At 63.7% G+C, this 19,130-nt stretch carries 18 protein-coding genes and 1 tRNA gene; 13 read left to right on the forward strand and 6 right to left on the reverse strand.

Annotation, left to right across the window (positions count from 1 at the left end):
- Positions 1-50 precede the first annotated feature (50 nt).
- Positions 51-524 carry a transcription elongation factor GreA gene (greA, locus tag AC0L2F_RS00540; RefSeq protein WP_007596674.1) on the forward strand — a complete coding sequence of 158 codons (474 nt, stop codon included), beginning with the start codon at positions 51-53 and terminating at the stop codon, positions 522-524.
- 186 nt (positions 525-710) lie between these two features.
- Here the strand turns inward: greA and AC0L2F_RS00545 are convergent, their stop codons facing one another.
- Entirely contained in the window at positions 711-1,190 is a 480-nt protein-coding gene (locus AC0L2F_RS00545) for an Lrp/AsnC family transcriptional regulator (protein ID WP_007596676.1), read from the reverse strand.
- Between the two features lie 265 nt (positions 1,191-1,455).
- Here AC0L2F_RS00545 and trxB point away from each other — a divergent pair, with 265 nt between their 5' ends.
- The 5 genes from trxB to AC0L2F_RS00570 all read left to right on the forward strand — a co-directional run bounded on the left by trxB (position 1,456) and on the right by AC0L2F_RS00570 (position 5,446).
- Positions 1,456-2,421 (forward strand): thioredoxin-disulfide reductase, encoded by a 966-nt coding sequence (trxB, locus tag AC0L2F_RS00550; RefSeq protein ID WP_473247146.1) that lies wholly within the window; start codon positions 1,456-1,458, stop codon positions 2,419-2,421.
- A gap of 5 nt (positions 2,422-2,426) precedes the next feature.
- Entirely contained in the window at positions 2,427-3,350 is a 924-nt protein-coding gene (locus tag AC0L2F_RS00555) for a LysR family transcriptional regulator (protein ID WP_007614700.1), read from the forward strand.
- Positions 3,351-3,813: 463 nt separating this feature from the next.
- On the forward strand, positions 3,814-4,722 hold the full coding sequence (locus tag AC0L2F_RS00560) for a 4-hydroxy-tetrahydrodipicolinate synthase family protein (protein ID WP_473247147.1): 909 nt from the start codon (positions 3,814-3,816) through the stop codon (positions 4,720-4,722).
- Between the two features lie 299 nt (positions 4,723-5,021).
- Positions 5,022-5,168 carry a hypothetical protein gene (locus AC0L2F_RS00565; protein ID WP_007614705.1) on the forward strand — a complete coding sequence of 49 codons (147 nt, stop codon included), beginning with the start codon at positions 5,022-5,024 and terminating at the stop codon, positions 5,166-5,168.
- Positions 5,169-5,266: 98 nt separating this feature from the next.
- Entirely contained in the window at positions 5,267-5,446 is a 180-nt protein-coding gene (locus AC0L2F_RS00570; protein WP_007614707.1) for a hypothetical protein, read from the forward strand.
- Positions 5,447-5,524: 78 nt separating this feature from the next.
- Here AC0L2F_RS00570 and AC0L2F_RS00575 read toward each other — a convergent pair whose 3' ends face one another.
- Positions 5,525-6,202 (reverse strand): ParA family protein, encoded by a 678-nt coding sequence (locus AC0L2F_RS00575; RefSeq protein WP_007596685.1) that lies wholly within the window; start codon positions 6,200-6,202, stop codon positions 5,525-5,527.
- Between the two features lie 438 nt (positions 6,203-6,640).
- Positions 6,641-6,985, reverse strand: a complete 345-nt coding sequence (locus tag AC0L2F_RS00580) for a hypothetical protein (protein WP_063993891.1) — start codon at positions 6,983-6,985, stop codon at positions 6,641-6,643.
- A gap of 322 nt (positions 6,986-7,307) precedes the next feature.
- Between AC0L2F_RS00580 and AC0L2F_RS00585 the strand changes: the two genes are divergently transcribed.
- Genes AC0L2F_RS00585 through AC0L2F_RS00595 form a run of 3 tightly spaced genes read left to right on the forward strand, consistent with a single transcriptional unit; the run spans position 7,308 to position 10,345 of the window.
- Positions 7,308-8,474, forward strand: coding sequence for a CaiB/BaiF CoA transferase family protein (locus AC0L2F_RS00585; protein ID WP_473247148.1), 1,167 nt, complete (start codon positions 7,308-7,310; stop codon positions 8,472-8,474).
- Complete coding sequence (locus AC0L2F_RS00590) at positions 8,471-9,400, forward strand: HpcH/HpaI aldolase/citrate lyase family protein (RefSeq protein WP_473247149.1); 930 nt, start codon at positions 8,471-8,473, stop codon at positions 9,398-9,400. Before AC0L2F_RS00585 ends, AC0L2F_RS00590 begins: the two co-directional genes overlap by 4 nt.
- 6 nt (positions 9,401-9,406) lie before the next feature.
- Positions 9,407-10,345, forward strand: coding sequence for an AEC family transporter (locus tag AC0L2F_RS00595; RefSeq protein ID WP_473247150.1), 939 nt, complete (start codon positions 9,407-9,409; stop codon positions 10,343-10,345).
- A gap of 290 nt (positions 10,346-10,635) precedes the next feature.
- Here the strand turns inward: AC0L2F_RS00595 and tenA are convergent, their stop codons facing one another.
- Entirely contained in the window at positions 10,636-11,310 is a 675-nt protein-coding gene (tenA, locus tag AC0L2F_RS00600) for a thiaminase II (RefSeq protein ID WP_473247151.1), read from the reverse strand.
- 487 nt (positions 11,311-11,797) lie between these two features.
- Here tenA and AC0L2F_RS00605 point away from each other — a divergent pair, with 487 nt between their 5' ends.
- The 3 genes from AC0L2F_RS00605 (at position 11,798) to AC0L2F_RS00615 (ending at position 14,135) form a co-directional block, all read left to right on the forward strand.
- Positions 11,798-12,202 carry a nuclear transport factor 2 family protein gene (locus AC0L2F_RS00605; protein WP_473247152.1) on the forward strand — a complete coding sequence of 135 codons (405 nt, stop codon included), beginning with the start codon at positions 11,798-11,800 and terminating at the stop codon, positions 12,200-12,202.
- Positions 12,203-12,475: 273 nt separating this feature from the next.
- On the forward strand, positions 12,476-13,663 hold the full coding sequence (locus AC0L2F_RS00610) for an ImmA/IrrE family metallo-endopeptidase (protein WP_473247153.1): 1,188 nt from the start codon (positions 12,476-12,478) through the stop codon (positions 13,661-13,663).
- 4 nt (positions 13,664-13,667) lie between these two features.
- Entirely contained in the window at positions 13,668-14,135 is a 468-nt protein-coding gene (locus tag AC0L2F_RS00615) for a DUF4411 family protein (RefSeq protein WP_473247154.1), read from the forward strand.
- Between the two features lie 206 nt (positions 14,136-14,341).
- Here AC0L2F_RS00615 and AC0L2F_RS00620 read toward each other — a convergent pair.
- Positions 14,342-14,418 (reverse strand) — tRNA-His (locus AC0L2F_RS00620).
- Positions 14,419-14,612: 194 nt separating this feature from the next.
- Positions 14,613-15,044 carry a phasin gene (locus AC0L2F_RS00625; RefSeq protein ID WP_473247155.1) on the reverse strand — a complete coding sequence of 144 codons (432 nt, stop codon included), beginning with the start codon at positions 15,042-15,044 and terminating at the stop codon, positions 14,613-14,615.
- A gap of 648 nt (positions 15,045-15,692) precedes the next feature.
- On the opposite strand from AC0L2F_RS00625, the gene AC0L2F_RS00630 reads away from it, so the two are divergent.
- The gene (locus AC0L2F_RS00630; RefSeq protein ID WP_473247156.1) at positions 15,693-19,055 is read left to right on the forward strand and encodes a PAS domain-containing sensor histidine kinase; all 3,363 of its coding nucleotides are present in this window, start codon (positions 15,693-15,695) and stop codon (positions 19,053-19,055) included.
- Positions 19,056-19,130: the final 75 nt, after the last annotated feature.

Below are 19,130 nucleotides of genomic sequence, written 5' to 3' on the forward strand. Positions count from 1 at the left end.
CGTGCGCGCTGACATGTCAGGGCGCGCGCGACCGAAGGACGAGAGAAGAGATGGAAAAGGTACCGATGACAGCGGGCGGCTTTGCGGCGCTCGGGGAAGAACTGAAGAAGCGCCAGTCGGAGGACCGTCCGCGGATCATCGAGCATATCGCCGAGGCGCGCTCGCACGGAGACCTGTCGGAAAACGCGGAATACCACGCCGCGAAGGAAGAGCAGTCCCACAATGAAGGCCGCATCGCCGAGCTCGAGGACAAGCTGGCGCGCGCCGACATCATCGACATCTCGAAGCTGTCCGGCGACACCATCAAGTTCGGCGCCACCGTGACACTGGTCGACGAGGACACCGAAAAGAAGACGGTGTGGCAGATCGTCGGCGAGGTCGAGGCCGACGCCAAGAAGGGCCGCATCTCCATCACCTCGCCGCTCGCGCGCGCGCTGATCGGCAAGAAGAAGGGTTCAACCGTCGAGGTCAACGCACCCGGCGGCGCCAAGGCTTATGAGATCACCAAGGTGGAGTGGCGGTAGCGATTTGCCGTCGCGTGTGATTTGAAAAAGGCCGTGCACCGCGCGGCCTTTTTTATGTGTGTGTTGCTGGCAATGAGGTGGGATGATCCTCCCCCCGCGTCATTGCGAGCGAAGCGATGCAATCTAGAATCCTTCCGCGGAGACCGCCTGGATTGCTTCGCTCCGCTCGCAATGACGGAGGAGGCGCTACCTTCGTCCCCTCACGTCCAGCGGCACGGCCGCCTCGTATTTCGAATTGTGCAGCACCAGCGAGGTCCGCACGTTGCGGACGTGTGGGGCGGCGGTCAAATGGGTGACGAAATCCTGGAAGGTCGCCATGTCGGGTGCGACGCATTTCAGGATGAAATCGACTTCGCCCGACAGCATCCAGCACTCGCGCACCAGCGGCTCGGCGCGGACGAACTCCTCGAAGGCGCGCAAATCCGCCTCGGCCTGGCTGGAGAGATGCACTGCGGCAAACACCGTAACGTCGAAGCCGAGCTTGCGCGCGTCCAGAAGCCCGCGATAGCCGTGGATATAACCCTCCTCCTCCAGCGCCCGGACTCGGCGCAGGCAGGGCGGCGGCGAAATGCCGACGCGCTTGGCCAGCTCGACATTCGTGATTCGACCGTCGGCCTGAATCTCGGTGAGAATTTTCAGGTCGATCTCGTCTAGGTTCCGCGACACGTGATTGGAACTCCTGGCATTTGCGGCGGTATTGGTGGGTCTGTCGCAATCCTCATAGCCCAGACCGCACGACTGGCGCAATTTTATTGCGCGTGCAGCGCAATCGACTTTTGTTCCTTGTTGGAAAAATCCGCCGACAGGGAATGCAATTCTTGCATAGCTCACCAGAAGGCTTAGATTACCTCTGATATTTCAGCGCCTCCGCGAGGCCTCCCGGCACGTTCCGCGCCCGCGCTGCAATCCCCCGTGAAAGGCATCCGTCGAAATGTCCGCCGCTGTCCATGCAAAGGTCGTCATCATCGGCTCCGGCCCCGCCGGCTACACGGCGGCGATCTACGCCGCGCGCGCGATGCTCGAGCCGATCCTGATCCAGGGCATCCAGGCAGGCGGCCAGCTCACCATCACCACCGACGTCGAGAACTATCCCGGCTTTGCCGACGTGATCCAGGGCCCCTGGCTGATGGAGCAGATGGAGAAGCAGGCACTGCATGTGGGCACCCAGATCAAGACCGATCTGGTGACGAAGCTCGACACCTCGCAGCGACCCTTTCGCCTGACCTGCGACAGCGGCGACGTCTATCTCGCCGACACCGTCATCCTCGCCACCGGCGCCCAGGCGCGCTGGCTCGGGCTGCCGTCCGAAGCGAAATTCCAGGGCGGCGGCGTCTCGGCCTGTGCCACCTGTGACGGCTTCTTCTACCGCAACAAGGACGTCGTTGTGGTCGGCGGCGGCAACACCGCGGTCGAGGAAGCCCTGTACCTCACCAACCATGCCTCGCAGGTCACCATCGTGCATCGTCGCGATCACTTCCGCGCCGAACGCATCCTGCAGGAGCGTCTGTTCAAGCACCCGAAGATCAAGGTGGTCTGGGACTCGGCCGTCGACGAAATCTGCGGCACCGAGAATCCGAACAAGGTCACCCATGTGCGACTGAAGAACGTCAAGACCGGCGCGTTGACCGACGTGCCGACCGACGGCGTCTTTGTCGCCATCGGGCATGCCCCGGCGACCGAGCTCGTGGCCGGGCAGATCAAGCTGAAACCGTCGGGCTATGTCGAGGTCGCCCCGAACTCGACCGCCACCTCGATCCCCGGCCTGTTCGCCGCCGGCGACGTGGCCGACGAGACATATCGTCAAGCGGTCACGGCGGCCGGCCTCGGCTGCATGGCAGCGCTCGAGGCGGAACGATTTTTGGCCCTGCGCGCCAGCGAGCGCGCGGCAGCGGAATAGACATCATGGCACGCACACGCGACGGATTTACGGATATGGACTGGGACAAGCTGAAGGTGTTTCACGCGGCGGCGGAAGCTGGCAGCTTCACGCACGCGGGCGAGCAGCTCGGCCTGTCGCAATCGGCGGTGTCACGCCAGGTCTCGGCGCTGGAGCAGGAGCTCTCGGTCTCGCTGTTCCACCGCCACGCCCGCGGCCTGATCCTCACCGAGCAGGGCGACCTCCTGTTCCGCACCGCGCATGACGTGTTCATGCAGCTGCAGGCGGCGCGCGCGAAACTGACCGACAGCCGCGAGCGGCCGAGCGGCGATCTCAAGATCACCACCACACCCGGCGTCGGCATCAACTGGCTGATCCCGCGACTCGGGGAATTCACCGCGCTCTATCCGGAGATCCGGATCTCGCTGATCGTCACCGACGAGGAGCTTGATCTCTCGATGCGCGAGGCCGACGTCGCGATCCGCACCCGCAAGCCGACGCAGCCGGATCTCATCCAGCGCAAGCTGTTCGCGATGGGCTTCCACGCTTATTGCTCGCCTGATTACATCAAGCGCTTCGGGACGCCGCGCACGCTGGAGGAGCTCGACTCCCACCGCATCATCACGCTCTCCGACGGCAACTTCGCGCCGCATCTTCAGAACCGCAACTGGCTGGTCGAAGCGGGGCGCAACGGCTCGGGTCCGCGCGAAGCCTATTTCAGGGTCAACAACATTCTCGGCCTCGTCCGCGCCTGTCAGCAGGGCCTCGGCATCGCCGCGCTGCCGGACTATCTGATCGAAGAACAGAGCCGCCTCGTGCAGCTGTTCGGCGAATCGGATTCGATCCAGCTCGATACGTATTTTGTTTATCCCGAAGAGCTGAAGACGGTCGCGCGCGTGCAAGTGTTCCGCGACTTCGTGGTGAGCAAAGCGCAGCGCTGGCCGTCCTGATTTCCGCATGTCAGACATGCGGCTCGGACGCTTGATGCAGGGCGCGAGGCTAGCCCATAATGTTTCTACGCTGAGCCTTCGCGTTGCGCATTTGTCCCCCTCCTCCAGTGGCGCGGGAGTTCAGTAATCCCTCTTGGAAGGTGATTGTGTCGGCCTCACGTGGCCAATACCTTAAGCCGGGCTCGATCGAGCCCGGCTTTTTTTTGGCGGATTCGGCCTTCGCCCTCCACGTGTATTGACAGTTCCATGCTTACCCCGCATCATTTGCAAATGATCACGAAGTCGTGCGCAATCTCGTCGCAGGCAATCGCCTCGAAAAAAGGCCCCCATCTGGGGACCTCGGATTTTTGCGCGCGCTAACAGCCTTCGTCATCGCGAGCCGAAACTTCGAAAACCCCGCCGCCTGGACGGGGTTTTTTCATGTGCCCCCGTCTCAGGATTTTTCCCGAGAAGGAGATGGAACATGACCGGACTACAGGAACATTTGCACGGGCTCTGGCTGCCGCTGGTGACGCCGTTTCGCGACGGCGCTCTCGACGAGAGGTCGCTGCGCCGGCTGACACGGCATTACAGCGGACAGGCCGTCGACGGCTTCATCCTGGGGGCGACCTCCGGTGAGGGCATGACGCTGCGCGACGCCGAGCTCGAACGCCTCGTCGCCATCGTGCGCGACGAACTGACCGCCGGCCACAGCAAGCTTCCGATCTGCCTCGGACTTTCAGGCGCGGACACCTCGCGGCTGAAGGAGCGTCTCGACGAAACCGCGGACTGGCCGATCGACGGTTATCTGATCGCGAGCCCGTATTATGTGCGGCCGTCGCAGCGCGGGCTCTTGGCGCATTTCGAGGCGCTCGCCGATCACGCCGCCTGGCCGCTCGCGCTCTACAACATTCCGTATCGCACCTCGGTCAACATCACCAACCAGACGCTGCTGCGGCTTGCCGGGCATCCGAACATCATCGGCCTGAAGGATTGCGGCGCGAGCCGCGAGCAATCCATCGCGCTGCTGCGCGACCGCCCTGCGGACTTTCGCGTGCTGACCGGCGAGGATGCGAATTATTTCGAGGCGCTCAGCGACGGCGCCGACGGCGGCATCGTGCTGTCAGCCCATCTCGAGACCGCGACGTTTGCGGCTGTCCATGCCGAGCTGAAGCGCGGCAACCACGATGCAGCGCTGGCGCGCTGGCAGGAGGTCGCGGACCTGACGCGCCTGTTGTTCACCGAGCCCAGTCCCGCCCCGGCGAAGTACTGGCTGTGGCGCACGGGCCTGATCGACAGCCCCGAAGTGCGCCTGCCGATGGTCGAGGTCGGCAGCGAACTCGCAGTCCAGATCGATCGCGAGATCGAACGGCGGATGCAAGTCGCAGCGTAGCTTTGTCACTCCGCACGCCGTTCCCCTTCTCCCCTTGCGGGAGAAGGTGGCGCGAAGCGCCGGATGAGGGGTTTCTCTCCGCGCGCTCACTGCAGCAGATGCAGTCGCGGAGACGACCCCTCACCCGTCTCGCCGCTATCGCGGCGAGCCACCCTCCCCCGCAAGGGGGGAGGGAAAAAACCGCCGTGGTTAACCGCGCCCCAACGGCCTTCGCTGCTGCCGCATGGTGCATCCACGGCTCGTTTACGCAATCGCGCCTATCGTCTTCATTCAAAGTCTTTTCAAATGGGGGAATGATCATGGGGCAACGCATCCGCCCGACGGCGGCAGAGATGTTCGCGTCGGCCGATTTCATGCGGGGAATTCTGGTGGTGTCGTCGTTCGGCTTCTGGGCGGTGATGCTCGGCCTGATGCCGGTGCTGGTGTTTCGAGTCTGGCTGGCGTGATGCCAGCGCAGGTCCGGATGGTTAACCCGTGGTAGCACCTGTGTTCGAAAGCGCGTTAAACTGCGACCCGGATTTTTAAAATATCCCGTGTAGCGTTCATGCCCATAAGCGAAGAAATCGCGGGGGCGTTTGTGAATCATCATAACGAAATGGCGTCGCATTACGACGCTGGAGAGCAGGGCTTCACCACCGAGGACATTCTCTGGGCCGCCGGCATCTGGTCGGTGATCCTCACTTTGTCGCCGGTGATCGTGTTCTACATGCTGATGGTGGCATAACTTTCATAGTGCTCGCCCAAAAACGCAAAACGCGCGGATGTCCGCGCGTTTTTCGTCCGGGGAATGATTTATGAAAAATTATGCCGCCTGCTTGTGCATTGCGCCGGAAGCCGACGCCGTGCCGCGAATAGCCTTTACCGAACGCTCGATCGCCGCCCACAGCCTTGCGATTTCCTGCGCCGCGCGGCTCTCGGCCTGATATTCCCGCGCGCCCTCGCCGTGGCTCAGCGCCATCAGCAGATCCGAACGGTTGGTGATCTGGCCGCCCCACACCGGAGCACGGAATTTCGCCAGCGCCTCGCGGGCGATGGTGACGATCGGGCTTTCGGACTCGTCGCGGCGCGCCGGCGCACCGTTGAGCACGACCGCGTAGGGCTTGCGCGCCGCACGGCACATCTGGATGGTTTCCTGCACCGCGTTGACGTCGAAGACGCCGGGACGGGCGGGAATCACCACCATGGTGGCATTGCGGATGGCGTCGTCGACGACGGCCGACAGGTTCGGCGGCGTGTCGATCAACACCCATTCATAACCGTCGCGCTTGGCAGCGGAGACGATGCCGCTGACCGAGTTCACCGCGGACTTGATCGGCGGCTCGTTCGTGCCGCGCAGCTTGTGCCACAGCGTGAGCGAGCCCTGCGGATCCGCATCGACGAGCAGGATCGGCTTGGTCGCCTTGATCTGCGCGGCGAGATGCGCGGCCAGCGTACTCTTGCCTGAGCCACCTTTACGCGATGCAAAAACAATAACGTTCATACCTCTGCCTCCAGATTGACCCCAGGCGGCGAAAATGAATCACCGCGGTGATTCGGGAAAGAAAAATTTATCATAAGTTATGTCGGCGCCATGAAATAACAAAGCGCGTTGGCTTTTGAGTCACACTGCTGCGTGCGACGACGGCTTCACGGCGGCAATCGTGCATTTATTGAGCAGTCCGGCGGGAAAAAATGGAATGCAACCTCGCCGCGCAAACCATTCCGCTAGCCGTTTCCATCCCGCCTGGTCGCAAGCGTCCGCATCCGGAGGCGAACAAAACGAGTCCGGTGGCTGGCGTGGGGCTGATGCCCGGGTCAGTTTGACTCAAGGGGACAGCGAACGAGGGGACCGGACACGCAAATGCCCGGGACTTCAAACGCACTGCGCGCTGTGGCCCGGGCATGATCGAGTTTCAGAAAGGGAACGCGGTGCCCGCGGTCAGCCTTCGCTGGATTTCTTCTTCTTGGCCGTCTTCGTGCTCTTCTTCGAGGTTTTGGGCGCGATGCTGGTCGGCTTGCCGGCGCGGGGCGCGGCCGCCATGCCCGGCTCCGGCCCCGGGCGGAAGAACACCCGGCACTGCGGCGAGAGCTGCGACTTCTTCTGGATCATGCAGGCGGTGATGGCGTCGACGTTCGGTACGAACTCGCCGCACAGCCGCATCGCATCGGGCGTGCAGGCCTGCTGCTCCTCCTGGGAGTAGGCAAAGCCTTCACCCGGGTGGATCAGGACGGCCAGGGCGATCCCCGTGATCGCAGCAGCCAAAGATTTCTTAAAGCGCGGCATCGATCCCCCCAAATGTCGAGTCGGAGCGGATAGTGGGTGAACGGCGGTTCGTTGGCAACCGAGGCGAGATGCGAAAGCCGCGACGTGTGCGGTCTCGGCAACAGGGCCCCCTAAAACAAAAACCGCGAAAACAACCCCATGCACAGTAGCCAAGTCCATGTACCGATTGAACTTTGTGAATCGCGTTTTGCGGATTTTACGAAATTGGATTTGACTCGTCGGGCAAAACAGGCGCATGATGCCATCATCACAGAACGTGCGTGGGGTGGTCGGCTTGTCTCCTGCGCTGGACAAAAGCGTGAGCGGGAGCGGAGACGATTGCATGGAGCGACATGAGGCGGAGCTGCCGCTGTCGGGCGTGACGGTGGTCTCGCTCGAGCAGGCGATCGCGGCTCCTCTTGCCAGCCGGCATCTTGCGGACTGGGGTGCGCGCGTCATCAAGATCGAGCGGCCGGGCGATGGCGATTTCTGCCGCGACTACGATCGCGTGATGAACGGGATGTCGAGCCAGTTCGTCTGGACCAACAGGTCGAAGGAGAGCCTCGCTATCGACATCAAGAGTCCTGAAGGCCAGAAGGTGCTCGACGCCTTGCTGCCGCAGGCCGACGTCTTCATCCAGAACCTGGCGCCCGGCGCGGCGGAGCGGCTGGGTCTCGATGCCGCATCATTGCTGCGGAAGTTTCCCCGGATCATCGCCTGCGACGTGTCGGGCTATGGTGCCGGCGGACCCTACAGCAACAAGAAGGCGTACGATCTCCTGGTGCAGTGCGAGGCCGGCGTCCTCGCCATCAACGGCACCGAGGCGGAGCCCGCCAAGGTCGGACTTTCGGTGGTCGATATCGCCACCGGCATGTACATCCTCAACGGCGTGCTGATGGCGCTGTATCGCCGCGAGCGCACCGGCAAGGGCACCGCCTTCCAGGCCTCGCTGTTCGATTCCATCACGGACTGGATGAGCTATCCCGCCTTCTACACGCAGAGTACGGGCCGGCCGCTGCCGCGAACCGGGGCCAAGCATGCAACGATAGCGCCGTATGGCCCGTTCCGGGTCGGCGACGGCAACACGATCTTCTTCGGCATCCAGAACGACCGGGAATGGCGATCGCTGTGCGCCATTGTGCTTGGCGACGCGGCCTTTGCCGACCATCCCCGCTTCCGCACCAACCCGCTGCGCATGCAGAACAGGGACGATCTGCAGGTCCATATCGAGCAGCGTTTTGCAGCGATGACCAGTGACGAGGTGCTGCGGCTGCTCGACGAGGCCTCGATCGCCAACGCGCATCTCAATTCGGTCGAGGCCTTCCTGGAGCACGAGCAGCTCCGCGCCCGCGACCGGGTGCAAACGGTGGGCACTCGTTGCGGCCCGGTGATGAGCTTCCTGCCGGCTCTCACCATTCCAGGGCTGTCGCCCCGGATGGATCCGGTGCCTGACGTCGGGCAGCACAACCAATCCATCCTCAGCGAGCTCGGTCTCGCAAAGGAGACATGACGATGGCGCCTCAGCGGCCGACGCGGGTCTATCTGGCCGTTCCCGCGCATCGCTCCCGTCTCGTCGCCAAGGCGGCTGCCTCGGCGGCGGATGCGGTGTTCATGGATCTCGAGGACGCGGTGCCGCCGTCCGAGAAGAGCGCGGCGCTGGAGGAAGCCGCGCAAGCGTTGTCCTCGCTGGATTGGGGCCACAAGGTCGTCGCGGTCAGGCTCAACGCCGTCGACAGCCCCTTCATCGCGCAGGAAATCCGCAAGCTCGCTGCGCTGCCCAGGCTGGATTCGGTGATCGTGCCGAAGGCGGAGCGCCCGAGCGACATCGCCGCCATCGCCGATCAGCTGCGCGCGGCCGCGCCCCGTCGCTCTTCTCCTGTGGCGCTCGAACTGCTGATCGAGACCGCGCTGGGTCTCGTCAATGTCGACACGCTTGCCGCCGCGCACGACAGCGTCGCCGCCCTTCATCTCGGTGTCGGCGATTTCGCCGCCTCGATCGGCGCGCGCTCCTCGGAAATCGGCGCATCGCCGGACGGCTACCGGCATGTGGGCTCCGCCCAGAGCAGCTATGCCTCCGCGCCGCTCGATCTGTTCGCCTATCCGATGATGCGCCTGCTGGTGGCCGCGCGCGCGTTCGGCCTGCGCGCCATCGACGGTCCGTGCGGCGCGTTCCGGGATGGCAGACTGACTGAAAGCAGCGCGCTCAAGGCGGCGGCGATGGGTTTCGACGGCAAGCAGGTGATCCATCCCGACCAGATCGAACCGACGTTGCGGGCGTTCGTCCCGTCCGACACCGAGCTCGCGCACGCGCGCCGGGTCGTCGCGGCCATGGAGCAGGCCGAGGCGCAGGGCCAGGGCGCGGTGACCCTTGACGGCAAGATGATCGACTATGCGAATGTGCGCATGGCGCGCCGGATCATCGAGATGGGATCGTAGCGGCGCATGGCCACCGTGCTGATCGTTGCGCCGGTGTTCGCGCTGATCGCGGCCGGCTATGCCGCGGTGCTGTTTCGCTTCGTCTCCGAGACCGCGCACAAGGGCATCAGCGAGTTCGCCTTCAGCATCGCGATCCCCGCGCTGCTGTTCCGCACCATCGTCGTGTCTGAATTTTCCGGCGTCAGCCCGTGGCGGATGTGGGGCGCCTATTACGGCGCGCTCGCGCTCACCTGGATCGCGGCGCTCATCCTCTCGGCGCTGCTGCGCAAGCGGAGGGAGGACCGCGAGGACGGCGTCGTGTTCGCGATCGGCTCGGTCTACGGCAACATCGTGATGCTCGGCATTCCTCTCACGCTCTCGGCGCTGGGCAACGAGGCGGCAGGCCCAATGGCGCTGATTTTGTCCGTGAACACGCCACTGCTCTGGCTCTGCGGCACGCTGCAGATGGAGCTGGTCGACCGCAAGCAGACGGCCTCGGCCGCGTCGCTGATCGTGCCGGTGCTGCTGGATCTTTCCCGCAACCCGATCATGCTGGCGATCGGCTTCGGTCTGCTCTGGCGCCTCACCGGCCTCGGCCTGCATCCCGTCGTCGACAGGACCGTCGAACTGTTGGCGCAGGCGGGCTCGCCGGCGGCGCTGATCGCGCTCGGCATCAATCTGTTCAGGTTCGAGGTCAAGGGCGAGAAGCTCGGCATCCTCGCCATGAGCGCGCTGAAGCTGCTGGCGATGCCGGCCGCCGCCTTCGTGCTGGCAAATCTGCTCGACCTGCCGCCACTCGCGGCGGGTGTGGTCGTGCTGTTCGCGGCGATGCCGACCGGCGCGAATGCGTATATCTTCGCGGTTCAGTATCAGCGGCTGGTGAATCCGGTGTCAGGCGCGGTGGCGCTGGGGACGTTGCTGGCGGCGGTGACGCTGCCGGTGGTGGTGTGGGTGGTGGCGAAGTGAGGTGGTCGGCGGCTTGGCGAGTGCGCCGCACCACCTCCCAATTTCAAATCAGCGCAGGCCCAGGAACGAAAGCACTACACCCACCACGACGACGAGTCCGACCAGATAGATAATTCCGTTCATGTCTTAGTTCCTCAGCGTTGTCAGTCCTGACGCGAAACAAACACCCGAGGTCGTGAAAAGGTTCGGCATTGCTCGACGCCGATTTCTCCTGAAATGGGGGAACGAAAGCGACCGATCCTGCGTCGTGGCGTGCTGAGCCCCCGCCCCCATCCTGACTGCCGAAAGAGCTAATGAACACGCTGGCCCTCGCGCCAGGCCATCTCCCAGAAGTCTGCCTCGAGTCGGGTGGCTTCCTTGAAGATCGCAATCAGCTCTGCCTCGCGGGCCGGCGTGGCGTAGAGATCGGCGAGATGCTCCATATGCGCCCGCGCTTTGGCAGCGACCTCCTGGTACGGCGCGCCGGCGTACTCGGCGATCCAGACGCGGTACGCGTTCGTCGCGGCGCCCGCGAGGGGGAGCGAGGCGAGCCGCGTCGCGATCTCCGCGTACCCGATCACGCAGGGGGCAAGCGCCACCTTGAGAGCCAGCAGGTCGCCGCGCATTCCCGCGTCGAGTACGTAGCGTGTATAGGCCAGCATCTCGGCTGCCGGAGGCGCCTGTTCAAGGTCGGTCGGGGACAGGCCCCAATCGGCACAGAGCTTCACATGCAGGTTCATCTCGACATCGAGGATGGCCGAAAGGCCGGCCGCGGCTTCACGCATGTCGGCAAGTCTGGGCGACTTGTAGACCGCGAGCGCGTAGGCGCGAGCAAACTCGATGAGGAACAGGTAGTCTTGCACGAGGTAGTGACGAAACGCCGCTTCGGGAAGCGAACCGTCTGCCAATCCGTTCGTGAAGGGATGCTCGGTGTAGGCCCGCCACTCAACGGATGCTGCTGTCTTGAGACGCTCGAAGAAACTCACGATCTTTTTCGCCCGGCCTGCTTGTCCATGAACGTCTTTGGCAAGCTACCGATAGCGCATTGCGGACCGGGGAGCTACGGTGACCGCGGACAAAGCTGGCTTTGAGCAGCGTTGCGGACACTCCCCGCGCCGAGAGTTTTGTGCACTGTCACCGCAATGCTGGAGAGTGCGCCGCACCACTTCCCAAATACCCGATCAGCGCAGGCCCAGGAACGAGATCACAACACCAATCACGACGACGAGTCCGACCAGATAGATAACCGTTCATGTCTCAGCTCCTCAGCGTTATCAGTCCTGCCGCAACACAAACACCCAGGGTCGTGAAAAGGTTCGGGGTAGCCCGACGCCGTTTTCTCCTGAAATCGGGGAACGAAAGCGAACGATCCTGCTTCGTGGCGTGCTGAGCCTCGCCCCCTCAACTCGATAGTTTTGCGTTTACACGCAAAGGTCGTTAGGCTGCCCTGATACGTCCTGCAGGGAGGGTGACATGGGACAGCGTGAAGAGATGCTGGCAGTGATCAGACGCGCTTACGCGGCACGTGACGGCGGTGACGCCGAGGGCTTGGTGACAGCTTTTCATCCCGAGGGGCTGTTCACCCTCATGGGCGACAAGAGCGCGCTCGCACTGACAGGGAGTATGCAGGGGCACCCGACCCTGCATGGGGCCTTCAGTAAATTGATTGCTGATTTCGGCTTCGAAGGTCGCGAAATCCTGGCTGAGCTGGTCGACGGAGATCGCGTCGCCGTCCATTCCCGCGTGAACGTCCGATACCGTCCGACCGGGCAGGCTTCCAGCACCGAGATCCTGGACCTGTTCAGATTTCAGGACGGCAAGATCGTCGAGTTGATCGAGTTCGCGGACACTGCGCAGATCAAGGCGATGATCTCCTGATGGGCGATGACATTGGGTTCTAGCTTTCGCGCTTGAGGAAGGGATTACCCTGGCAGCGCACCAATTCGATGTTTCTTGCCTGACCGTATGGAAGCGTGACCCGACACATCGAGGTGGTGCGAAGCTGTCGCACAGCGCTGCAGCACTTTACGAGTTGGGCACCGTTAAAACGTTGATTCTCATTGTGGCGGTACGCCACACAGCACTAGGTCGGTCAGTCGTTTACCATTATAAGCTACCTACTCTGACAAAGGCAGACCAATGGCAACTCGCGTGAAAGCCCTGATCACTCCAGCCCTCGTTACGTGGGCGCGGGAGACGGCTGGCTTTTCGATCGCTGAAGCCTCCGACAAACTCAAGATTAACACCGATGTACTCGCGGATTGGGAAAACCCCGACAGCGACGCGTCGCCCTCAATCCCCCAATTGCGCAAGCTTGCAACGCTGTTCAAGCGACCTCTGGCAGTCTTCTATCTACCCAGTCCCCCGACCAAGTTTGACGTGATGCGCGACCTGCGCCGGCTTCCGGGTACAGGGCCGCGTCACTACTCGCCGGCTTTGCAATTGGAGATTCGTGCCGCTGCCGAACGGCGTGAGCTAGCGCTCGATTTGGCAGACGATCTTGACGAGGAACTGCCGAAATTTAGCCTCAAGGCCGACTTGAAAGAAGACCCCGAAGTCGTCGGGCAGCGCATTCGTACGGAACTCGGCGTAACGGATGAACTACAAAAGGAGTGGCGAGACGCTGACGGTCGCAACGGCTTCAATGCCTGGCGGGGTAAGATCGAAGGAACCGGCACGCTGGTTTTTCAGTCGACGGCCATCGGCAGCGAAGAAGCTTCAGGCTTTGCAATCTTCAACGATATATCCCCGGTGATCTCCGTAAATCGGAAGGATACGCTAACGCGCCGAACTTTCAGCTTACTCCACGAATTCGCACATCTGATGTTGCACGTTAGCGGCGTGTCCGATCTTGAGACCGACGCGAAGCGTCCGCCGGAAGATCAAGCCATCGAAGTGTTTTGCAATCAGGTCGCTGCTGCTGCGTTGATGCCAAAGGCCGCTGTGCTCGCCTATCCGGGCGTAAAAGAACAAGGCTCCCGCTCGGAAGCTTGGACAGATGCGCAAATCGGCGAAATGGCGCGGCGGTTCAACGTGAGCCGCGAAGCGATCCTGCGCAGGCTATTGACATTCGATCGCACCACGCAAGCATTTTACGCCCGCAAGCGAGGCCAATACATCGCCGAGTATCAGGCTCAGCGCGCTCGCCAGCGGGAGCAAACCACAGAGATCAAGCGGAATATGCCGCAAGAGACGGTGAGCCACTTCGGCAAGCCGTTGGTTCGGATGCTTCTGAGCAACTACTGGCAAGATCGGATGACGCTCAGTGCGATCTCTGGCTATCTAGGGTTAAAGGTGAAGCACATCCCGAAGCTGGCGAAGGCGGCGGGGCTCAGATAGTCGCATGGCCAGCTTAGTCTATAGCATCGACAGCAGCGCGCTGATCCACGCTTGGCACCGGATTTATCGGCCGAAGAATTTTAGATTTGTGTGGGACGGCTTCGACAAGCTGATTGCCGAAAGCCGCTTTAAGTCGTCGATCGAGGTCTATAACGAACTTCAGAAGAAAGACGACGAGCTCTTCGCGTGGTGCAAGGATCGCAAGGAAAGCATGTTTGTCGAGATCGACGATCCGACGCAGGCGATCGTCGCGAAGATAATGGCCGCACATCCCAAGTTGGTTGACACTGTGAAGGGCCGGTCAGGCGCCGATCCATTCGTGATTGCTCTCGCGGCGAGCACCGCTCCGCAAATGTGGGTCGTAACGGAGGAGCATCCCGGGAAAGAACGCATCCCCGACGTGTGCGACGCCCAGAATATCGATCATTGCGGCGTTGCCGATCTGATCGAGAAAGAAGACTGGACGAGCTAGCCGCAAAGATGCTCCGCCACAATCGCATTTCTTCATCGCCGACAAATTGCATGAACGCGCCGTGCGCGTCAAAGACGTCACCTGCCTCGGTAGAACGGGGGCTGCATGATCGAGCTTGTGGGCAAAAAGCCGCTTGTTTCGATACCTAGCCCGCTACTGATCAGGACCGGATCGGATTTACTAGTAGCCAATTGATTGAGTTTGCTTGGTACAGTTGGGTGGGCTCGAACCACCGACCTCCTGTTCCACAGACAGGCGCTCTAACCAACTGAGCTACAACTGCATCCTTGCGAGCCGCCCGAGGGGCGCCCTTGATAGGGCCGGTACCTAAGGGGGGCTGGACGGGGCGGAAACTAGGTGCAACGGGCGTTTTTGGCAAGGCCGCAACACCCTCAAAACGTCCCGCAAACGAGGTTATTTCCAAAGCAAAACCCGGGCTCTAGGCCCGGGTTTCTTAATTCAGACGGCCGCGCCGGATCAGGCGGCGGGGTAGAGCTTCGAGGCGGAGGCCTTGATCGGCTCGGCGGCGGCAGTGGCGGCGCGCTGGGCGATCTCGGCGAGCTCCCGGGCCTGGGCCTGGAAGGTCTCGAGCTGCGCCTTGGAATGGTTGGTCCACAGCGCGAACGCATCCTGCGGCGCCTTCACGCTGAACAGCTCCTGGGTGAAGTCGAGATGGGCCTTGGTGTTGGCCTTCGCGAACTCCATCAGCTTGGCGGTGTATTCGCTCACGCCCTTGTGGGCGGACGAGAACACGGCCTCGACGGTGCCGTTGTGGGTCTCGGCGGCGTCCTTGAACTTGGCGTAGTTCTCGCGGGCCTGCGACACGCCCTTTTCGGCGAACGCACGCATCTGCTCGGGGACCTCGAACGGAATGATCGAGGCAGAAAACGGATCAGTCGCACCTGTCATGGTTTGTCCCTCACACGAATGAAAAAACGGAGTGAGCCTTCAGGCGCGCCCGCCGGCCGACCGGGTGACGGGTGCGAAGACTGGAAACACAAAACGAATGATGGCTCGCCCAGCGCCGAGACCATGCCTGCCTAAAATGTCAACATTGTGCATCGCAACGGGTTTGAGGGTGCGTTGCGCAAATTTAATCTCGGGGAGGATGAGGTTCCCGGGCAGGGGAACCGGTGGTTGAGGTAATTGAGTGCGCTGGCCGCGCTGTCTCCGTTCCCTCCTCCCTTGTGGGGGAGGGTCAGGGAGGGGGTGCCACACGGGGATTCTCTCCGTTGCGCTCCGGGCCGTAGGCAACGGCTCACACCTTTTGCTGGGCTTACCCCTCTCCCTAGCCCTCCCCCACAAGGGGGGAGGGAACGCAGGGGGGTTGGGGCGCGAGCTCGGCTTGATGCGACTGACCATCCCCCACGCGCGAATCCTGCGGATGCAACGCTGGCACGCCTTGCGGGCCTGGGGACATTAAGGTTATCGCGGCTTTAGGCCTTGCTCCGTAGGCTTGGGACGTGGACCTGCCCGCGGCTGCGGGCGATACTAACCCTTTCTTAAGGCTGCCATTCCCGGCAGCCATGCGCACAAGCGGGACGCGAAGCCGGTCGGATGACGAGTTCGGATTTCCAGTTGCGAGGCGTGGGCGATCCCCGGCTGGCCGTGCACGCGACTTCGCCGCTGCCCGCCTGGCTGTGGTCGATCGACGGCACGCGCGTGCTCTGGGCCAATCCGGTCGGGGCAAGGCTGTTCGGCGCGGCCCATGCCACGGCGCTCGCGGAGAAGATTTTCGGGCCCGCCGACAGCCACCGCCGCCAGATCGTCCGGCTGGCCGGCCGGCTGCCTGCGAACGGGGCCATCCGGCTCGAACGGCTGCGCGGCTTCGGCGCGCGGCTCGGCACGCTGATGACCTGCGCCTGTGCCCGGCTTGAGTTCGCCGATGGCGGCCGCGCAGTGCTCGTCACGGCGATGGATCCGATGCTCCGCTCCATGCCGCTGGTCGAGCGCCTGCTTCGTCTGGTCGACGGCGCCAGGACGCCGATGGCGGCGTTCGCGCCCGACGGCCTGTTCGTCGGCGCCAGCGAAACGGCCCGCACCCTGCTCGGCTTCCGCGATCTCGGCGAAGCAGGACTCGAACAGGCGCGCAGCGATGCGCTTCGCCAGGGCCGCGCCGAGACACCGATCGGCATCGGCCAGATGGTGCTGCAGCGGGTCGGCAGCGGGGCCGATGTCGGCCTGGTCGCGCTGATCGAGCCTGCCGTGCAGCAGGCGACGGCTGCGACTGATGACGTGCGCGAAGACATCGCTCAGCCTGAGCCGGCGCCTGCCCCTGCTCCCGCCGCCGTGCCGGAGCATGTGCAAGCAGCGCCGCCGCACGAGACGCCATCCGAAATCGCGCTGTTCGATGCCTTTGCCGAGCCGGTCGATGCGCCGGAAGGAAGCGAGACGATCGCGCCCAAGCCTCCAGTTGAAAACAAGACTCCGGTTGAAGAGAAGACTCCGGTTGAAAACTCGGCGGAAGCCATGGTGTCGCCGCAGGCCGCGCCGACCGTGACGGACATGGTCGAGCCGCCGTCGGGCCACGAAGAGCCGCCCGCACCGCGTCAGCATCCGCTGCGCTTCCTCTGGAAGGCGGATGCAGAGGGCCGCTTTGTGCTGCTCTCCGACGAATTCATTCACCTGATCGGTCCGCGCACGGCCGCCGGCTTCGACCGCCCCTGGCACGAGATCGCCGACGCATTCGCGCTCGACCCTGACAACCGCGTGGCGCAGGCGCTTGCCAGCAAGGACACCTGGGCCGGGATCACCGTGAACTGGCCGGCCGACGGCGGCGAGCATCTGCCGGTCGAGCTTGCCGGGCTTCCGGTTTATGACGGCGACCGCAACTTCGCGGGCTTCAGGGGTTTTGGCGTCTGCCGCGATCTCGACGGCCTCAACCGGCTCGATGCGCTCAGGCGTTTTGAGCTGTTGGCCGAACCGGCGGCGCCGCAGAGCCTGCCCGCCGATGTGGTCGAGCCGGAGCCCGAACCGGAGCCAGTGTTAGAGGCGCCGCCGCCTCCGCCGATCGAGCCGCCGCCACCTGAGCCTGAGCCTGAGCCTGAGCCTGAAGCTGAACTGCCCGAACCCATCACCGACGCGAATTCACATCCAACCGATCCGGAAACGCCAGTGGAAACGCCTCCCAATGTCCTGCCGTTCCGCGCGCCCGGCGACACGCGATCGCCGACACTGACGCCGGTCGAGAACAGCGCGTTCAACGAGCTCGCCCGGCAATTGTCCGAGCGCCTCGAACGCGACAAGGAAACCATCGCGGCATCGGCCGAACCTGCGGATGCCGAGATCACGCCTGAGGCGCCGGAGCCCAAGCCTGAGGCTGAACCGCCGCACGCGCCGGCCGAATGGCTGACCGCGCCCGCGCCGCCCGCGCTCGGCCACAGCACGCGCGACCGCGCGCTGCTCGACCTGTTGCCGACCGGCATCCTGATCTACCGGCTCGACCGCCTGCTCTACGCCAACCCCGCGTTTCTCGCGCGCATGGGCTATGCCAGCCTGAGCGCACTGGAGCACGCCGGTGGACTGGATGCGCTCTATGTCGAGCCGGGCGTGTCCGCGGCCAGCAGCACGTCGCAAGCAGGCACGCCCGTCACGATCAGCGCGACGCTCGCCAATGGCGAAGCGCCGCTGCCGACCACCGAGGCGCATCTGCACGCGATCGACTGGGACGGCGAGAGCGCGCATGCGCTGATCTGCGCGCTGCCGCAAGCAGCGCCCGTTGCGCCCGTCGTCGTGGAGACCGTGGTCGCTGAGGCCATTGTCCCCGAGACCATTGTTCCGGAGATCTTGCCCACCGAGCCCGAGGTCGGCGAGGCGGCCGCGGAAGATCTCGCCGCGATCCTCGACACCACGGCCGAGGGCATCGTCATGTTCGACGCCGAAGGCAACATCCACGCCTGCAACCGCAGCGCCGAGGCGCTGTTCGGCTATGACGGCGAGACGCTGATGCAGCAGAATCTGGTGACGCTGTTCGCGCCGGAGAGCCAGCATGTCGTCATCGACTATCTGGAAAACCTCAAGAGCCAGGACATCGCGAGCCTGCTCGACCACGGCCGCGAGGTGCTCGGGCGCGAGAAGAAGGGCGGCGTCATTCCGCTCGCCATGATCATGGGCCGCACCCGGCCCGACGGCCCGAACTTCTTCGCCGTGTTCCGCGACCTCTCGCAGAGCAAGCAGGGCGAGAGCGAGCTGACGCAGGCGCGACGCCTGGTCGACGGCGCGGCCAATGCCAAGGCCGACATGCTGGCGCGGATCAGTCACGAGATCCGCACGCCGCTCAACGCCATCATCGGCTTTTCGGAGGTGATGATCTCGGAGCGCTTCGGCACGCTCGGCAACGAGCGCTACGGCGAGTACATGAAGGACATCCGCGCCTCCGGCGAGCGCGTCATCGCCATCATCGACGATCTGCTCGAGCTGTCGCGGATCGAGACCGGCAAGCTCGACCTCAACTTCGCCAACCTCAACCTCAACGATCTCGTCGAGGCCTGCGTGGTGGTGATGCAGCCGCAGGCCAATCGCGAGCGCATCATCATCCGCACCTCGCTCGGCCATGCCCTGCCGCAGGTGAGCGCGGATGCGCGCGCGATGCGGCAGATCACCATGAACCTGATCTCGAACTCGATCCGGCTCGCCAGCGCCGGCGGCCAGGTCATCGTCTCCACCGCGCTCACCGACCGCGGCGAGGTCGCACTTCGCATCCGCGACACCGGCCACGGCCTCAGCGAGCGCGAAGTCGCCGCCGCGATGGAGCCGTTCCGGACGCCGCCGCCCGGCGACGCCGAGGACAATTCGGCGCTGAGCCTGTCGCTGACCAAGGCCCTGGTCGAAGCCAACCGCGCCCGGTTCAACATCAAGAGCGCGGCGAACTCCGGCTCGCTGATCGAGGTGGTGTTCGCACCGGCGCTGGCGAAGGCGTAAGCCTTCACCACATCGTCGTCCCGGCGAAGGCCAGGACGACCCGCGTTGAGAGAGCTCGCAAGCCCAAATCACCCA

Source organism: Bradyrhizobium sp. Ken64, from assembly GCF_055807555.1.